13 protein-coding genes are annotated in these 15,245 nt (G+C 44.8%); 6 read left to right on the top strand and 7 right to left on the bottom strand.

The annotated features are described in order from the left end of the window. Positions 1 to 27: 27 nt before the first annotated feature. Positions 28 to 1,101: a prephenate dehydratase gene (gene pheA / locus G395_RS0100860; RefSeq protein WP_026628315.1), complete on the top strand. Its 1,074-nt coding sequence runs from the start codon at positions 28 to 30 to the stop codon at positions 1,099 to 1,101. Positions 1,102 to 1,159: 58 nt separating this feature from the next. Here the strand turns inward: pheA and G395_RS0100855 are convergent, their stop codons facing one another. From G395_RS0100855 to G395_RS0100845, 3 genes are all read right to left on the bottom strand, one after another. Next, a complete protein-coding gene (locus G395_RS0100855; protein ID WP_229203901.1) occupies positions 1,160 to 3,256 on the bottom strand; it encodes a hypothetical protein in 2,097 nt (698 codons plus the stop codon). A 102-nt stretch (positions 3,257 to 3,358) separates the two neighbouring features. Continuing rightward, positions 3,359 to 4,021: a hypothetical protein gene (locus tag G395_RS0100850; protein ID WP_026628313.1), complete on the bottom strand. Its 663-nt coding sequence runs from the start codon at positions 4,019 to 4,021 to the stop codon at positions 3,359 to 3,361. Between the two features lies 1 nt (position 4,022). After that, on the bottom strand, positions 4,023 to 4,634 hold the full coding sequence (locus G395_RS0100845) for a DUF4136 domain-containing protein (protein WP_026628312.1): 612 nt from the start codon (positions 4,632 to 4,634) through the stop codon (positions 4,023 to 4,025). A gap of 186 nt (positions 4,635 to 4,820) precedes the next feature. Between G395_RS0100845 and G395_RS0100840 the strand changes: the two genes are divergently transcribed. The 3 genes from G395_RS0100840 (at position 4,821) to G395_RS0100830 (ending at position 7,634) form a co-directional block, all read left to right on the top strand. Further along, entirely contained in the window at positions 4,821 to 5,378 is a 558-nt protein-coding gene (locus G395_RS0100840) for a DinB family protein (protein ID WP_026628311.1), read from the top strand. A 211-nt stretch (positions 5,379 to 5,589) separates the two neighbouring features. After that, positions 5,590 to 6,267 (top strand): response regulator, encoded by a 678-nt coding sequence (locus G395_RS0100835; RefSeq protein WP_026628310.1) that lies wholly within the window; start codon positions 5,590 to 5,592, stop codon positions 6,265 to 6,267. Next, a complete protein-coding gene (locus G395_RS0100830; RefSeq protein WP_026628309.1) occupies positions 6,264 to 7,634 on the top strand; it encodes a HAMP domain-containing sensor histidine kinase in 1,371 nt (456 codons plus the stop codon). The genes G395_RS0100835 and G395_RS0100830 overlap by 4 nt, the downstream gene beginning before the upstream one ends. A gap of 156 nt (positions 7,635 to 7,790) precedes the next feature. Here G395_RS0100830 and G395_RS0100825 read toward each other — a convergent pair whose 3' ends face one another. The 3 genes from G395_RS0100825 to G395_RS0100815 all read right to left on the bottom strand — a co-directional run bounded on the left by G395_RS0100825 (position 7,791) and on the right by G395_RS0100815 (position 11,537). Continuing rightward, on the bottom strand, positions 7,791 to 8,879 hold the full coding sequence (locus G395_RS0100825) for a mechanosensitive ion channel family protein (RefSeq protein WP_035360186.1): 1,089 nt from the start codon (positions 8,877 to 8,879) through the stop codon (positions 7,791 to 7,793). Positions 8,880 to 8,883: 4 nt separating this feature from the next. Next, positions 8,884 to 9,702, bottom strand: a complete 819-nt coding sequence (locus G395_RS0100820; RefSeq protein ID WP_026628307.1) for an N-acetylmuramoyl-L-alanine amidase-like domain-containing protein — start codon at positions 9,700 to 9,702, stop codon at positions 8,884 to 8,886. A 95-nt stretch (positions 9,703 to 9,797) separates the two neighbouring features. After that, complete coding sequence (locus G395_RS0100815) at positions 9,798 to 11,537, bottom strand: alpha-amylase family protein (protein WP_026628306.1); 1,740 nt, start codon at positions 11,535 to 11,537, stop codon at positions 9,798 to 9,800. A 408-nt stretch (positions 11,538 to 11,945) separates the two neighbouring features. On the opposite strand from G395_RS0100815, the gene G395_RS0100810 reads away from it, so the two are divergent. Beyond that, positions 11,946 to 14,177 (top strand): tetratricopeptide repeat protein, encoded by a 2,232-nt coding sequence (locus G395_RS0100810; RefSeq protein ID WP_229203900.1) that lies wholly within the window; start codon positions 11,946 to 11,948, stop codon positions 14,175 to 14,177. Between the two features lie 112 nt (positions 14,178 to 14,289). Here G395_RS0100810 and G395_RS0100805 read toward each other — a convergent pair whose 3' ends face one another. Beyond that, positions 14,290 to 14,670, bottom strand: coding sequence for a response regulator (locus G395_RS0100805; RefSeq protein WP_026628304.1), 381 nt, complete (start codon positions 14,668 to 14,670; stop codon positions 14,290 to 14,292). Positions 14,671 to 14,950: 280 nt separating this feature from the next. Here G395_RS0100805 and G395_RS0100800 point away from each other — a divergent pair, with 280 nt between their 5' ends. Continuing rightward, a complete protein-coding gene (locus G395_RS0100800; RefSeq protein ID WP_026628303.1) occupies positions 14,951 to 15,238 on the top strand; it encodes a YtxH domain-containing protein in 288 nt (95 codons plus the stop codon). The last annotated feature ends 7 nt before the right edge of the window (positions 15,239 to 15,245 follow it).

The raw sequence follows: 15,245 nt of genomic DNA, 5'->3' as shown, positions 1-15,245 counted from the left end.
CCTTCCGACACATATAATCACCATTTAGTGGAATTACAAGACCTAAGGAACAGAATAGACGCGCTTGACGATCAGCTGCTTAGCATTTTAAACGAGCGTATGGAGCTCGTCAAAAAAGTAGGAGATCTGAAACGTTCGTCCCAATCTATTATCTACCGTCCCGAACGGGAAAAGCAGATCCTCGACCGGCTTGAAAAACGCAACGACGGCCTGCTTACCCGGCAAGCGATTGATGCCATTTTCTTCGAGATCTTCGCGGTTTCCCGTAACCTGGAATTGCCCGAAAGAGTCTCCTATCTGGGGCCGGAAGGCAGTTTTACGCATCAGGCTGCCGAGAGCCGTTTTGGTGGGATGAGTGAATATCTCGTGTTGCCTACCATTCATTCTGTATTTGAAAGTGTAGAAACGGGACGTGCCAAGTTCGGGGTTGTGCCTATCGAGAATAATCAGGAAGGAATTGTTATTGAAACAGTTGATTTCCTGCGGGAGAAAAGTCTGTCTATTGTAGCGGAAGTGTTGCTGCAAGTGCATTTTACATTCGCATCACAATCCGATTCCCTTAAAAATATTAGGCGTATATACTCCAAGGATATTGCATTCAGGCAATGCGGAAAATTTATCAGCGAGTATCTGGAAGGTATGGATATCGAGCTGATCCCGGTGGAATCGACTTCAAAGGCTGCAAAAATGGCCGCACAGGAACCGGATTCGGCAGCTATATGCTCTTCAATTTCTGCCAGGCTCTTTGGCGTCCCGATTCTTTATGATAACATTGAAGACAGCGACCAGAATCGGACGCGCTTTTTAATTTTGGCAAAGGATTTCGTAAACATTAAAAGCGATGATGATAAGACAACCATCATTGCGAATTTGCCTAACACAAACCGTCCGGGCGTCCTATATGAGTTTTTGAAAGACTTTAATGACCGGGGAATTAACCTCACGAAAATAGAAAGCCGTCCGGTAAGAGGAACGTCGACATTCAGAGCCTGGTTTCTGGTGGAATTCCTGGGACACGTGGATGATCCGCCTGTCCAGGAAGTAATGCACAAATACGGGTCGCACCTGAAATGGCTGGGAAGCTATATCAGAGTTTCATAAAAAACAAAAAAAACAATTGCCGGGGGCTTAAGCCCCCGGCAATTGTTTTTTTTGTTTTTTATTTTAATGTGCCTCTGTAAAGCGAAGGCCAGTTTCCGTAAAGTTCAATAGCAGTTTCGGAGCCGTCCGGCAGCTTCACTTTTACCATGCGGCTGGCGGTAGGGGATTGGAACGAATCAACGCCCAACACCACAATCTGATTCCCTTTTACGATGGAGGTTATAAATGGTTCCTTCCTGTCGATGGCCAGTAAAACCTGTTCCTTCTTAGGCTTGACCCAGTTTCCATTCAGCTGAAAAGCGAGATCCTGGGTTTTACCATCTACAATTACGTCTTCCACCTGCTTTGCCATCCAGTTTCCAAGCGAATAAAATTCGGTAGGGTAATCCCAATAATAAGCGGCATCTCCTTCACGGGGTTTTTTGCCGATTTCGGTTACAGGCGTCTTGCCATTGGCAGGATACCATTCAAATCCCCATGGCGAGGCGTCGCCACCCACTTTATATCCATTCGGATCATTACCGCTCGGGCCGCTGTCGTGCCATAAATAGTAACCGTCAAACAGGATCAGCGAAAACAGCGACATGCTCAATGCCTGGCTTGCGGGCATCGTTTCAAGCTGGTTCATGACCAATTCACCTTTTGGGTCCGTCAATTGGAAGTTCCAGGGAATGATCGGATCATGATGTAGCGGCATATAGCGGTTCCAGCCGTAAAAAATGAATTTGTTATTCTTTTGATAAGGAATCAGCTTATTGATCCGCAAAGAATGGATCGCTGATAAAAGCACAAAATTGTTCGGCGTGTTTCCCTGTTCATCTTTCGCGAACATGGGTTTCGGATACACGTCAATCGGCGTCGCATTGAAGATATTATGGAAACTTTCGCCATTCGGTAGCGGCTCGAAATTGGAATTATTAGGCTTAGGATCATTGTAATCGCCCATAAGTTCCTTCGGACTTTTCCCGCCCATGGTGTTGATATGGGGATTGGTGTAAGCACCGCCGCCCCAGTAATCCAGTAAATACATGTTCGGATTACGTTCACGGATCGCCTTGACCAACCATATAAGCCGCTGCTTTACTTCCGGAATGTAATGTTGGTTCCAGAATTCAAAGTCCAGGGCATATAGCCCGAAGCTGGGAACGCCCGCGTACACTTCCACATCTGTTTTAGATAATGTAGAAAACCATTTTTCATCCCGATCCGCAAAATAGTTGGGCGTGACCGTGTAATGCATCCGCTGGTAGGGCGTATTCTTGCAGCCGTAAAGGAAAGTAATGCCGCGTTTGAAATAATTCTCGTCGGGAACGTAATTATTGAGTCGATACTGACTCACCAACTTTCCCTTAATAGGTTCAAATTCAGGGAATTTTGTGTCGAAATCCACATTCATTGTTTTCGAAGGAGAGAACCATTGTGGGATTTCAATCCGAGTGAGCTTTGTATCCTCTTTCGGTTTCGCGTTGCCTGAGACCCAAATATTTTGTTGCCGTATGGAGCGATTCCGCATTTTGTTCCACCAATCATTATACGGCGCGTCGATCCAGCGTGCAGTGATCGAGTATAAATAACCGGGCTTCACTTCGATGCCATTTTCCAGCCCTTTCACCTCAATGCCATCGATCATGATCACCTTGGTGCGGCCGTCTTCATAGTTACCAAAGTCTTTCAAATGCACTTTTCCATTGACGATAACCGGGCGTACATCGAGCCAGTTATCCTGACTTCCCTTCCTGAGCCAGTTATTTGCATCCAGGATCTCAACTTTTCTGGATTTATCAAAATTAAATGAAGCCGAAGTTTTACACCCCGGCTGTCCTAAACTTATGATTTTAATGGTAGCCAGGCCCGTTTCCAGGTTCAGCTGTTGGATAGAAAGCCATATGCCCAAGCGATGCGGCACCTCCTTAAATTGCTGAACCTTGCCTTTTTGCGTTATTTCAACATTGTAAGGAGAGAGGCCGCCCACATTGGCAGCAAGTTCAAACTGCACCTCGTTCGCGATCTGTTTGTATCGCCTTATCACCAGGTCGCAGGCCGAAGAAGAGGAATCGATTGTTTTAGCAACAGGATATGCTTCTACTTTCTGGGGGTAATCCCGGCTGGTCGACGGGCCAAAACGGTTCCAGAGCCAAAGACCGGATCCCGTCATAAAAACTAGTATTGCGGTAATCCAGAAGAACGTTGTTTTTGACAAAATACGGTTGTTATTGGGCACAGATTATGCAGGATTGATGAAAAGGATCAGGCAAACTTACCACCACCGATAGAATAAACCAATTGACCCGTTCAGAGATGAAATCCCCTTATCGATATATTCGTGCTTGTAAGAAACGCCGTCATATTTAACACGAACGTCTACACCGAAAGCCCCGTCGCGTTTGAAAAGAAATTTTGATCCTACTCCAATGCCGTATTTCGGACGAACTTTCTGATCCTGAGACGCCAGATTGCCGTAAAACAAAGTGTAGTCCAGAATGCTGACCCCACCGCTTACCTGCACATAAGGCTGTATGCTCGAATTTCTTGGCAGAATGTGATAATTCCCGAAAATTTCAACCGGATATTGTGAGATGGTGCGCGTCTGCACTGCCGAAAGGACCTCTTCGCCATTTTGATATAATGCTCTCGGGATACGTTTTTCAAAGTAAGTCGAGCCGATTTCACCACCAACGGAGATTGGCGAGTTTCTTAAAACCCATTCAATAGAGAGGGAGTAGTTCTGAAAAGAAGCCTTATCGATGTAATTATCCGCAAATGATCCCAGTGGCGTTGCGCCCATCAACCTCGCGGTAGCCAGGTAATGGGTGTAGCGTTCAAATGGAGAGGGGAGTGTATAAAGCTTTGGCGCCGGTTCCTGCGCATATGATTTAAAAGCACCAATGACAAAAAGGGCTATAATGATGATTCTCTTCATTTTAATTAATTTTTAAATAACCTGACTGACCAAAAATCGAGTCAACCATTGTGTCCACAAATTGTCTGTCACCGATTCCTGCGCCGCGGATCTGCGCGTCCCACACCACTTTAAAGGTCTTATCCACGGTGTTCGGGTTTTTGAAATCGAGCATGGAAATAAGCCAGTAACTTTCGCTGGTCTGATAATACTGATAGTAATTCGGATAGCCGTAACCATATCCGCCGCCGCCCCAGTAGCCGCCATAATAAGATGATACTGGCTGCGAAACCACATTCAGGTAAGTGTTCGTGATCCAGCTGGCGTTGATGCCGATATCCGGCTTGCTTTTAGGGCTGACATACTTGTAACCCAGCTTTTCCATGTTGGAAATAATGCGGATCAAAACGTCCCGGTCCAGCTCGCTTAATGCGGTTCCGGCCTGTCCGTTTTCCACAACCAGCACCGAGTCCACAATGCTGAATGTCTTGTATTGATTGAAATTAGCCGCTTTATCGTGATTGGTTATGTAAACAAGGGTTTCTTCCGTTGATAAATCACTAATAGGATCTTTGGAGCAGGACATCATGCCTATTCCTGCCATGAGTATGAACAATGAAGCTTTTTTTAACATGTTTCCTTCTTATATTTAAATATGATAATTAAACGAAATTTGAAATTGAACATTTTATTTTGGGTAATTTCTTAGCTCAATTTTTTAGTTTTATTCGTTGCAGATATCTTTCAGGACTATTAAAAAACTAAATTGGTTGCAGCAAACCGAAAATCATTTAACATCGCACAAACACATTCATTTTATATGGAAACTAAAGAAGAGATTTTAAGGATCATAGATGTACTGAACGATACCTACGAAAGCGAGGAAGCATGGTATGGGCCTTCGGTGGTAGAAGCACTGCGTGACGTGACACCCAAAATGGCAGAAGTAAGGCTGAGCACCAATACACATTCGATTGCAGAGATCGTCTATCACATGACCACGTGGCGCATTTTTGCCGTTCGGAAAATACAGGGAGATGCTGAGTTTGATATCAAAACGCAGGATAAGGATTGGAAAAAATTTCCTTTGGTTGACGAATTTGAGTGGGAAGCCATTCAAATGGAGCTCAGCCTTTCGCAGGAAGAATTGATTTCGGAGCTTGAAAAAATTGAAAGCGACAGCTTCCTGGAAGAGTTCGTGCCGGGTCGCGATTACAGTTATTATACTTTGATTCACGGAGTTATCCAGCACGATGTATACCATGCCGGGCAGATCGGACTGATCAAAAAAGCGGTAAAAGGAATGCGGCTGGAAGAAGACGACTTTGGTGCATTTGACGAGCGCTCCGAGTTGGATAACGGAACTGATTATTACTGAAACACTTGTATTTAATTTTGTAGAATCGTCCAATGCCTATGTTTTATAATAAATAATATATATTTTGCATTATAATTGAACGGAATGCACTTGATTGCTGGCGTTCTAATGGTGTGGATATAGACGAAAAGGCTGTCCGATATTTTCGGACAGCCTTTTTTTAGGAGAAATTCTGTGCAACATTTGGCAAATAAAATTGCTCACCACTCATATGAAGATTTTGATTGTCGAAGATGAACCCAAACTCGCCGGGTTCCTCAAACGAGGCCTTGAAGAACAGTCTTGGGAAGTTGAATTGGCATATGATGGGCAGGTAGGCAAGAAAATGGCCGCTAACTATCGATTTGACGTGATCATTCTTGACGTTAACCTGCCTTTACTAAACGGATACGACCTCGCCCGCCAGCTCCGTCACGACGGCCTGGCCACACCCATTCTCTTCCTGACTGCCCTGGGAACCATTGATGATAAACTGGATGGCTTTGAAGCAGGTGGTGATGATTATCTTGTTAAGCCATTCGAATTCAGGGAATTAATTGCGCGTATCAAGGTTTTATCCCAACGAAACAGCAACCGAGAGCAGTCCAATCAGATTCTGAGCCTGGCTGATCTTGAACTGAATCTGGATGAGAAAGTGGCGCGCCGCGGCGGAAACCGCATCGACCTTACTGCCAAGGAATTTGCCCTGCTGGAATATCTTATGCGAAACAAAGGCCGCGTGGTGTCACGTGTAGACATTGCCGAACAGGTTTGGGATATCCGCTTTGATACAGGAACCAATGTAATTGATGTTTACATTAATTTTTTAAGAAAGAAAGTAGACAAAGATTACCCTACCAAGCTGATCCATACCGTAGTGGGAATGGGTTACATCTTCAAGGAAGAATGAACATTAAGTCGCGCCTGACATTGCTTTTTACCATGCTGGTAGGCTCCATCATGGCATTGTTCTGCATCGCCATTTACTTCTTTTACGACCAGTACAGGGAAAAACAATTTTATTCTTTTCTGAACGAGCGCGGGCAGACCATTGCCCAGCTGGTAGAAGCGAGCCAGGGCATCAGTAAGGCGGACATCGAAAAAATTGAAAAAGCGAATAATGCCATTCTGCTCAACGAAGAAATAACCATATACGATGGCTCCGATTCGCTCATATTTACGAGCGGGGACGAGAAATTTACCCTTTCCAAAAACATATTGGGAGAAGCCCGGGGAGGGAAGGAGATCCGCACCAAGCACGATAACAAAGAGGCTATCATTATCAGGCACGTTTTACAGGATCACAGGAAACCATGGGTTGTGATGGCCGTGGCCAATGATTTTCCGGGAATGAACCAGTTGAAAAGGCTGCGTGAGATACTTTTGATCGGCTGGCTTTTATCCCTTATCCTGGTCGGCGTGGCTGGTTGGCAGTTTGCGAATGATGCCATTAAACCCGTTTCCGACATTATCTCACAGGTTAACAACATTTCGGCAGGCAACCTGCACGAGAAAGTAACAGTAGGGAGGGAAAAGGACGAACTGGCCGCACTGGCGCAGACATTCAACCAGATGCTGAGCCGGCTCGAAATCGCCTTCATTGCCCAGAAAAACTTCGTTTCCCACGCATCGCACGAGCTGCGCACACCGCTTGCACTGATCATGAGCGAAGCTGAGCTGAGCCTGATGAAGGACCGGCCTACGGAGGAATATAAAGATGCATTAAGAGGAATCTGGTCTGAGGCTCGGGAAATGAATGAGCTGGTGAGCCGGCTCCTGGAACTGGCCCGAACGGAAGAACATGCATTCAGGGTAACATTCTCAAAAATAAGGGTGGATGAAGTTCTGTGGCAGGCAAAAGCATCCGTACAGCAGAAGAATCCGGGCTACCAAGTGCACATTCATTACGACAATATTCCCGATGATGAGGAGCAATTGAAGCGATATGGCGACGAAAGCCTGCTCAAAACAGCATTCATGAACCTCATGGACAATGCCTGCAAATATTCCAATGATGGGACCGTGAATGTGTTTCTTGAAATTCATAAGGACCTGATCAGGATCTTTTTCAAAGACGTGGGCACAGGCATCGCGCCCGACGAGCTTCCTTACATTTTCGACACATTTTACAGAAGTGCCACCACCATCAGTAAGGCAGGTTATGGCATAGGACTGGCATTGACCAAGCGCATTATAAACATGCAGGGCGCCAGCATTGAGGTAGAGTCAGTTATGGGCTCAGGAACAACATTCATTCTGAAATTCCCTCCTTTTTAACGCATATTTAATTCGGTATTAATGTGCATTTAACACGGTTAAATGTCATTTGTACCAGAAAACATTCATTAGCTATTACGCGCAGTGGTAAGTTAAATTGAGTTAGGTGAGTAGTAAGAAAAAAATGGCCCTCGGATCTTCCGGAGGCCATTCTTTTTATCTGTTGAGCTTGGTTTCAGGGAGCATATTGTCTTGCTTGTGCGCTTCTTCAATCCGGTGGCTGGGCAATGCTTCCGGATATTCCTGAGAGATAAATTCAATCATTTTTTCCCGAACCAGGCAGCGCAGGTCGAATGTCTGGGAAGAATTCCGGGCCGACATAATGGCCCGCACAACCATGAGCTGCCCCTGCGTATCCGTTACCTGCAATGCCCATGACCGGCCATCCCAAAGCGGTGTTTCATCCAGGATCTCTTTCAGCTTTTCCCTGAGCTTGGGGATAGGCGCCAAATAGTTGAGGTGAAAAAAAGCGGTTCCTACGAGCGCGCTGTCATTGCGCGTCCAGTTTTGAAATGGTGTTTCAATAAAGTAAGTGATCGGCAAGACGATCCTTCTCAGGTCCCAGATGTTAACTACCACGTAGGTCAAATTGATTTCTTCAATGCGTCCCCATTCGCCTTCCACAATAACAACGTCATCGATCTTAATGGGCTGTGTGAATGCGATCTGAATTCCAGCCATGAGATTAGCCAGCGATTTTTGCGCTGCAAAACCAATGATCACACTGAAAATACCCGCAGATGTAAGGATACCAACCCCATATTGCCGCACGCTTTCGAAGCTCAGCAACAGGATTGAAACGCCTATAATGATGATCAGGATAATGACAATGCGCTTCACGAACTTGATCTTAGTGAATAAGCGTCGCGCCTGGTTGTTGTCCGGCGAGGTAAAATCCAGCTGGTCGATCAGCACTTTTTCGACAATGATGACAATGCGCGTCATGAGCCACGTTGTCACTGCTATTAACATTACCTTACTGATCGTGAAGGTCCAGTAATACTCCTTATTGCCGAAAGAATAAGTTTTAAGCGAGGCGGTGATTAAGACAAGCGGGATGAAAAAATACAGCACACTGGTAAGGTTGTCCTTAATAGCCCTGACTGCCCGCCATTCCTTCCTTGAAGCTGTGATTTTGATAAGATTGATAACTATTGCGCTGCATATCAGGCCGATGACAGTTGCGACCAGCACGATTAACCATGGCAAATTCCGATAATCGAGCACATTTAAAAATTCATTCATTGGATCAGATATCGTTGAGTCGCGCTACGATCATTCCCGTATGCTTGGGGACCGAAGCAACGTATTCGGCAAGCGGAACACTGGTCATAATCACCTTTTTGCCCGTAGACGATGCATGAATCAGGTAAGCGCGGCTGCCTACTTTGGAAATAATTCCCATATGGTTAACGTCAAGGCCTTCCACGGAGGATGTAAATGCAACAATGTCGCCATCGTGCAGCATAGGCTCCGCTTTGTGAATGCCGGACTTTGGGATATAGCTGTGCTCCCGCGTATTAATGATGCTTTCCTGCTCACGCACTTTTTCCCAGACAGCCGTTTCCGCCATAGAGGGATAAAGATTTGCATGATTGGACATAAAATTGATTTCCTTCCTGAACGGAACTCCGCCAACTTTTGTGGTAATGTTCTCAAGTCGTCCTCGCTTTTCATTTTCATACATCCAATCGAGCACATAATGCAGTCTCGAAGGATATCCGTCTATAACGCCGTCCCGGTAACGCAGCTTGGTAAGCTCACTTTTGAAACCATCGTAAGTAGGGTTCTCATTTTTGGCGATGGCCAGGGCCACAGCGCTTTCCACCAGTGTAGTGCAGTCCAGCCCATCGAATTTGCAGACAAGCCGTTCTGTTGGATTTCCTTCCAATGTTCCCCCAACATACGGCGTTCCCAGAAACGATTCACCCATACGCAAAACCTGCGTCCCGATATCCCTGCTCTCGGGTAAATCCATTTTCTGTGCAAACACCTTTTGAACAGCGAGCTGTGCAAATGAACCGGTTGCTGAAAGAAGACAAATGGATAGAACAATAATTCTGATCATGCTGAAATTTCCTTTTTTGCGTAAAGTTTACGCTTTATAACTGTCAAATAAACATTTGCCTGAATCAAATTTAAGCATTCCGGCTTTGATCATGCTCATTTTGCCTCGATTTCATATACAGAAACAGAGTTAGGCGGCAGTCCCACCTGCACACCCGTAGATGTGATCTCATTGGTCCTCAGGCTCGGCGAAGGAATGAATGTCGGGAAGACCGGTTTCAATCTGTAAGCCGCTGTATTGCCTAATTTCAGAAAGTTTTCCCAGGCGTCCTGTGGGATTTTAACGGTCGTTTCAACGGTTTTTTCTTTATCAAAATTGTAAATAAAAAGCAGTTTCTGATTTTCAGTGAAACGCAAATAGCTGTATTGCAGCCTTTTGTCATAATTCTGAGACTGGCCGTCGACATTAGCATATTGTAGGTCGTAAAACGATCCGGCATAAACGGCTTCGTTTTCTCGGACAAAGTGGTTCAGCGTCTCGTAAAAAGCGCGCAACTTTTTCTGGTCGGCAGTGAGTTTTTCCAGATCAAATTTCCCGCCGTTAACCCATTGCTGGAATTCGGTAACGCCCCAATAATCAAAAATGGTGGTGCGCCCGTCATCACCCTGGAAACCTTCCGGCTCTACGGGATTGACCCCCAGCTCCTGGCCGAAATAGATCATCATCGGACCTGTATGCAATGTAGCGCTCAATGTCATAGCTGGAATCGCTGCCCACGGATCGCCGGCAAAATACCGCGACGCAATGCGTTGCTCATCGTGATTTTCAAGGAACCGGAGCATATTTGCACTGATATCCCCTGATTCCTGCTGCCATATGCGCGTAATGTCCTCCACCGTTCCATGGCCTTCCATCAGGCTCCGCAAAGAATTGTATAAGCCTACTTTGTCGTACAGATAGTCAAACTTCCCTGTCCGGATATAGTGATGATATTGAGCAGGATTATAGATTTCGGCAATGAAGATAACACTGCCTTTCAGCTCCTTAACCTTTGGTATAACCCAAGCCCAGAACTCCGCCGGGACCATTTCCGCCATATCGCACCGGAAACCATCTACACCTTTTTGGGTCCAGAAGCGGAGGATATCGTACATTTTCAGCCAGGTCGAAGGGATCGGATCAAAATAGCGCAATCCGCCGTTTTGATAATCCACACCATAATTCAGCTTAATGGTCTCATACCAGTCGTACTGGCTTGGCTGTGCCTGGAAAACGTCGTTACCGGTTGCTTTGGCCGGCCGTTCATGATATGGGGCAGTAACCTCGACGGGCGGCTTATGACCTTCAGGAACGACAAAATCATGGTTGGGAATGTAATAGAAGTTGTTATCTGGATTAAAACCTACCGTATTATCGTCATCCTCTCCAAAATCCCTAACGTCTGAAGGCTTTGCATCTGAAAAATACTGTCGGGCAACATGGTTAGGGATGAAGTCGATAATCACGTTCAAACCCTTGTCATGCGTCCGCTGAACAAGCTGCTCAAACTCCTGCATCCGATTGTTAACGTCCACCGCAAGGTCCGGGTCTACGTCGTAATAGTCTTTAACAGCATAGGGTGAGCCTGCGATTCCTTTTACAATCAGGGGATGGTCGGCATTTATTCCAAATTTACTGTAATCGGTCAATGTCGCATGTTCCAGCACACCCGTATACCACACGTGCGTAATGCCAAAATCATTCAGTGCATCAAGCGCAGTTTCAGTAATATCATTAAATTTTCCGCAGCCATTTTCTTTAATGGAGCCATATAGTTTGTTTGTCGCGCACTGGTTCCCGAATAGACGGGTAAATACCTGATATACTATGAATTTATCTTTATTAATCGGGGGCATATCAAGTTGAATTATTTATAAAAATTACATTTACCAAACTCTCCCTGTAACACCCTGAACGGAGCCGGGAAAAGGGGGCATGGTAAAACTTACTATTTGCAAGATATTAATTTTGAAATAATATGCCCCCAATCCGCCCGACCGTTTTTAGTTCGGGCTCGGGTTATTAGAGGCACATTTAGAAAACATTACATGACTGGGCAGTAGGACGAACTCGGCCTTGTAAAAGTAGTTCTGGTTTCGATAATCTTATTTATTGAAAAAATTATATTTTTAGCGGATTCTATTAATCGGCTACCGTAATTATTGTAAATCTGAAACATTACTTGTAGGTTCGGTCTTTTTGAGCCATCTTTTTTGGTAATGCTACAAAAGATCCGCCTGTTTTTTCTCCAAGGTATGTTGTTGATGTTGACGCTTTTAACTCCCGGCGTTACGTTAGCACAGGATTTCAATGAATGCCAGCGAATAGTCAAAGAGCTGCTTCCCGTTTTCAACCGGTCTTTCGAAGAAAATAACCCTGCGCTGCTTCGTGAAGACACTTACCAGCGGGGCATCCGCAATTTGCAAGCAGCCTACGCGCTATACCACAAACAGGCTTTTCAGCCATCCGATTCTGTGCAGCGCATGAATAATGAGGCCGTTATTCTCGCATTGCTCGGCAACTTTCAAAAGGCACATCACATTATGGAAGAGCTGGATCTGAGCACCCAGGATCCACATTTACATTATAATAGAGGGCTTTTCAGCATGCTGTCCGGCAAGTACGACGCTGCAAGAAATGACTTTACGGATGCACCCGGCGGCACGCAGGCCATTTTGAATACATTGGTTTCCTATGGTAAGCAGAAAAAATATGGAGATGCATTGAGCTTTGCCAATGGTAACAACGCAAAAAATACCAGCGGGAAGTGGAATTACAATCTCGGAATGGTTTACAAATACAAAGGCCAGCTTCCCGAGGCTGTGGACGAGATGGCAACAGCCATCCGCCAGAAAGATGAAATGGCTTACCGCTTGCAAAGGGGCGACATGCTCATGCGGACCGGCAATGAAAAGAAAGCCGTGAAGGATTTTGAAAAGGTTTCGCGAAACCATCTGAAAGCGCAGATCCGCTACGCCAATGCTTTGTTATCACTCAATCAGTTTGGCCAGGCGAAGGCCGTTTTTGAAAAATATCTCGAAACCGATGACCGCACTTTCCGGGGTGATGCCTATCTGGGAATGGCGCATTCGTTTTATGGTTTAAAGCAGATCAGTGAAGCGCAGCGTTATTACAAGCTGGCCTCAACATTAAAGCGTGAAACGCCTGCCCTGCAATCGGGAATAGCGAATACACACCTATCAAAACATGAATATCAGACAGCATTCACCCTTTTTGACCGGGTCATAAAAAAGGACTCGACTTACTTACCAGCCTACCTGGGACGTGCGGTTTCCTATTACGGGCAAAAAAAGTATGACCTGGCATTGAAAGATTTCAAGAAAGCAGAAAGTGCTCTGGATGAGGATAACAAGTTTTTTGCAGATCTTTTTGTCACAAAAGCTTTCTCCGAATATTATCTCAAACAGGTAAATCCAGCCCAGGACGACTTCAACACGGCAATCAGGCTGGATCCCACCCGCTACGAGGCGCTGGCCGGCATGAGCAGCATCATGATTGACCAGAAGCGCTATTCCGAAGCCGGGCAGTTCTTATCGAAAGCGCTCGTATATGAGCAGGGTTATGACTTAATGTGGAGCAATTACGGAAACCTGCTCATGCATTTTGATATGTATAAAAAGGGATATCAGGTTTTCAAAAAAGCGGTTTCTCTAAACCCCGCCAATGTGAACGCACAGAACGGATGGGGGATCGTATTGCTTGAAAATGACCAGCTGGATAAGTCAATGGCGTTGTTTGACAGTCTGGTAAAGGAAAAGCCTGAGTTGCCGTTTTTACACAATAACCATGGTATCATTCAGGCGTATATAGGAAACAGGCATGAACAGCGGCATCAGGTCAATGAGGCAAATGCAAGATATGACGGAGCTTACAACGATTTTAAAACCGCTCTCGACAATGCGCCTTCGCGGAAATTTTACAATGTGAACCAGGGTAACGTATATCGTTATCTTGACAACTTCGATCAGGCGAAACTGAGTTATCAGGCTTACCAGGATAAAAGTGCATTGAATAATACGGCGGTAATGTATGCCGGCAAAGACAAGATGAAGGAGGCCAAATATTATCTGGGCGTTGCATTACAAATTGATTCGCTGCATCGCGTTTTTCAGTATAATATGACCATTCTGGCCAAAGGAAAGCAGAAGGAAATGATGCGGCTCGTAGCCTCAGCCGATGAAAACAGCCCATTTTCAGATATTGGGATCAAATATAGCCGTGACGGTTTTGTGACGATATATCTCTACGATTATGAATATGATGTGCTTGCATTTCCCGGACGACATTACATGCCGCTTCCCGTTGCTGAGTACAAGGAAGACTATTTTATACCGGAATACGATTTCAAGATGATTCCTTATGAAAAGAAAAAGGGGGATAAGGAAAAGAAAAAGCACGTCCGCTACAAAAGTCAGAAAGTGAGAATGCCTGGATCGCGCGGAAAATCAGGAACAAAATGCCCTGTTTTATTTTAATCCAACATTCTTCCCGATATTAGTAAAATGCTATTTGAGAATTAATTTCTACGTATTTATCGCGTAAATCCACAGTACACGCAATATTCTCTACTATTAATCTTTCGATAATCTATTCGTGACCATTGCTGTTGTTAGCAAACAAGTTCTTTACTTCTACGAAACTGATCGGTTTGTCAAGGAAGTAATCGGCACCTTGTTTAAAAGCTTCCTCACGCAGATTTGTCATAGCACTCATCATTACAATCTTCGTGTCTTTGACGATTATGGAAGTCTTAATGCGCTGAATCTCATTAATTCCTTTTCCATCCGGCAAGTTATTATCGATGAAAATCCAGTCAGGATCAAGTTCAACTATACATTGAAAGCCTTCTGTAAGCGAAGCAGCCACCTTTATGGACGCTTCCGGGGACTTAATATGTAACTGTTTCACTAGAAAATTGCGCATCAACACACCCAGATCCTTTTCATCTTCAATAATTACAATTCTCATAGCGATGTGTCAGAAATAGAATTTTTGGTCATTTGAAGGAAGGTAGATTTTAAAAGTATTCCAGGTTGTTTTAAAACGTGTATACAGAAGCCTCATTTACAATAATCCTGCCATCTGAGAGGCGTAACAAGCGTTTAAGATAGATTTTGTGAAATGAAGGGTAATGTTGCTTCATATAATGTGTAGAACGATTATCCCGTTTGCTGTGCAGCCTATTACTGGTACAGGATTTGGAGATGATGGAGGGTAAATGAAATTTTCACATTAAAAGAAGAATATCATGAATGGTAATAAAGCATTTTGGGGAATCATAACAGCAGCAGCGGTTGGAGCTGTAATCGGGTTGCTATTTGCGCCCGAAGACGGTAACAAGACGAGAACGAAAATCAAGAAAAAAACGAATAGCCTCGCAACTGACCTGATCGAAGCGCTCGAAAAAAGCAAAGAAAAGGCTTCTAATGTAGCCGGACAGATCAAAGAAGAAGGCGAAGAATATAAAAATGCAGCTTTCGACAAGGCAGACGAATACTCGAACACTGCAAAAGAAGAAATCAACAGATATCAATAACATTTTT

This window comes from Dyadobacter alkalitolerans DSM 23607, assembly GCF_000428845.1.
GTDB classification, from domain to species: domain Bacteria; phylum Bacteroidota; class Bacteroidia; order Cytophagales; family Spirosomataceae; genus Dyadobacter; species Dyadobacter alkalitolerans.
The sequence above is the reverse complement of the archived record's forward strand: the minus strand, read 5'-3'. Positions and strand labels throughout refer to the sequence as shown.

Coding starts and splice junctions, on each gene's coding strand:
- G395_RS0100855 (WP_229203901.1), bottom strand. CDS start 3,256: ATGACGGGATCCGGTCTTTGGCTCTGGAACCGTTTTGGCCCGTCGACC.
- G395_RS0100825 (WP_035360186.1), bottom strand. CDS start 8,879: ATGAATGAATTTTTAAATGTGCTCGATTATCGGAATTTGCCATGGTTA.
- G395_RS0100805 (WP_026628304.1), bottom strand. CDS start 14,670: ATGAGAATTGTAATTATTGAAGATGAAAAGGATCTGGGTGTGTTGATG.
- G395_RS0100840 (WP_026628311.1), top strand. CDS start 4,821: ATGGAAACTAAAGAAGAGATTTTAAGGATCATAGATGTACTGAACGAT.
- G395_RS0100835 (WP_026628310.1), top strand. CDS start 5,590: ATGAAGATTTTGATTGTCGAAGATGAACCCAAACTCGCCGGGTTCCTC.
- G395_RS0100845 (WP_026628312.1), bottom strand. CDS start 4,634: ATGTTAAAAAAAGCTTCATTGTTCATACTCATGGCAGGAATAGGCATG.
- G395_RS0100800 (WP_026628303.1), top strand. CDS start 14,951: ATGAATGGTAATAAAGCATTTTGGGGAATCATAACAGCAGCAGCGGTT.
- G395_RS0100810 (WP_229203900.1), top strand. CDS start 11,946: ATGTTGACGCTTTTAACTCCCGGCGTTACGTTAGCACAGGATTTCAAT.
- G395_RS0100815 (WP_026628306.1), bottom strand. CDS start 11,537: ATGCCCCCGATTAATAAAGATAAATTCATAGTATATCAGGTATTTACC.
- G395_RS0100820 (WP_026628307.1), bottom strand. CDS start 9,702: ATGATCAGAATTATTGTTCTATCCATTTGTCTTCTTTCAGCAACCGGT.
- G395_RS0100850 (WP_026628313.1), bottom strand. CDS start 4,021: ATGAAGAGAATCATCATTATAGCCCTTTTTGTCATTGGTGCTTTTAAA.
- G395_RS0100830 (WP_026628309.1), top strand. CDS start 6,264: ATGAACATTAAGTCGCGCCTGACATTGCTTTTTACCATGCTGGTAGGC.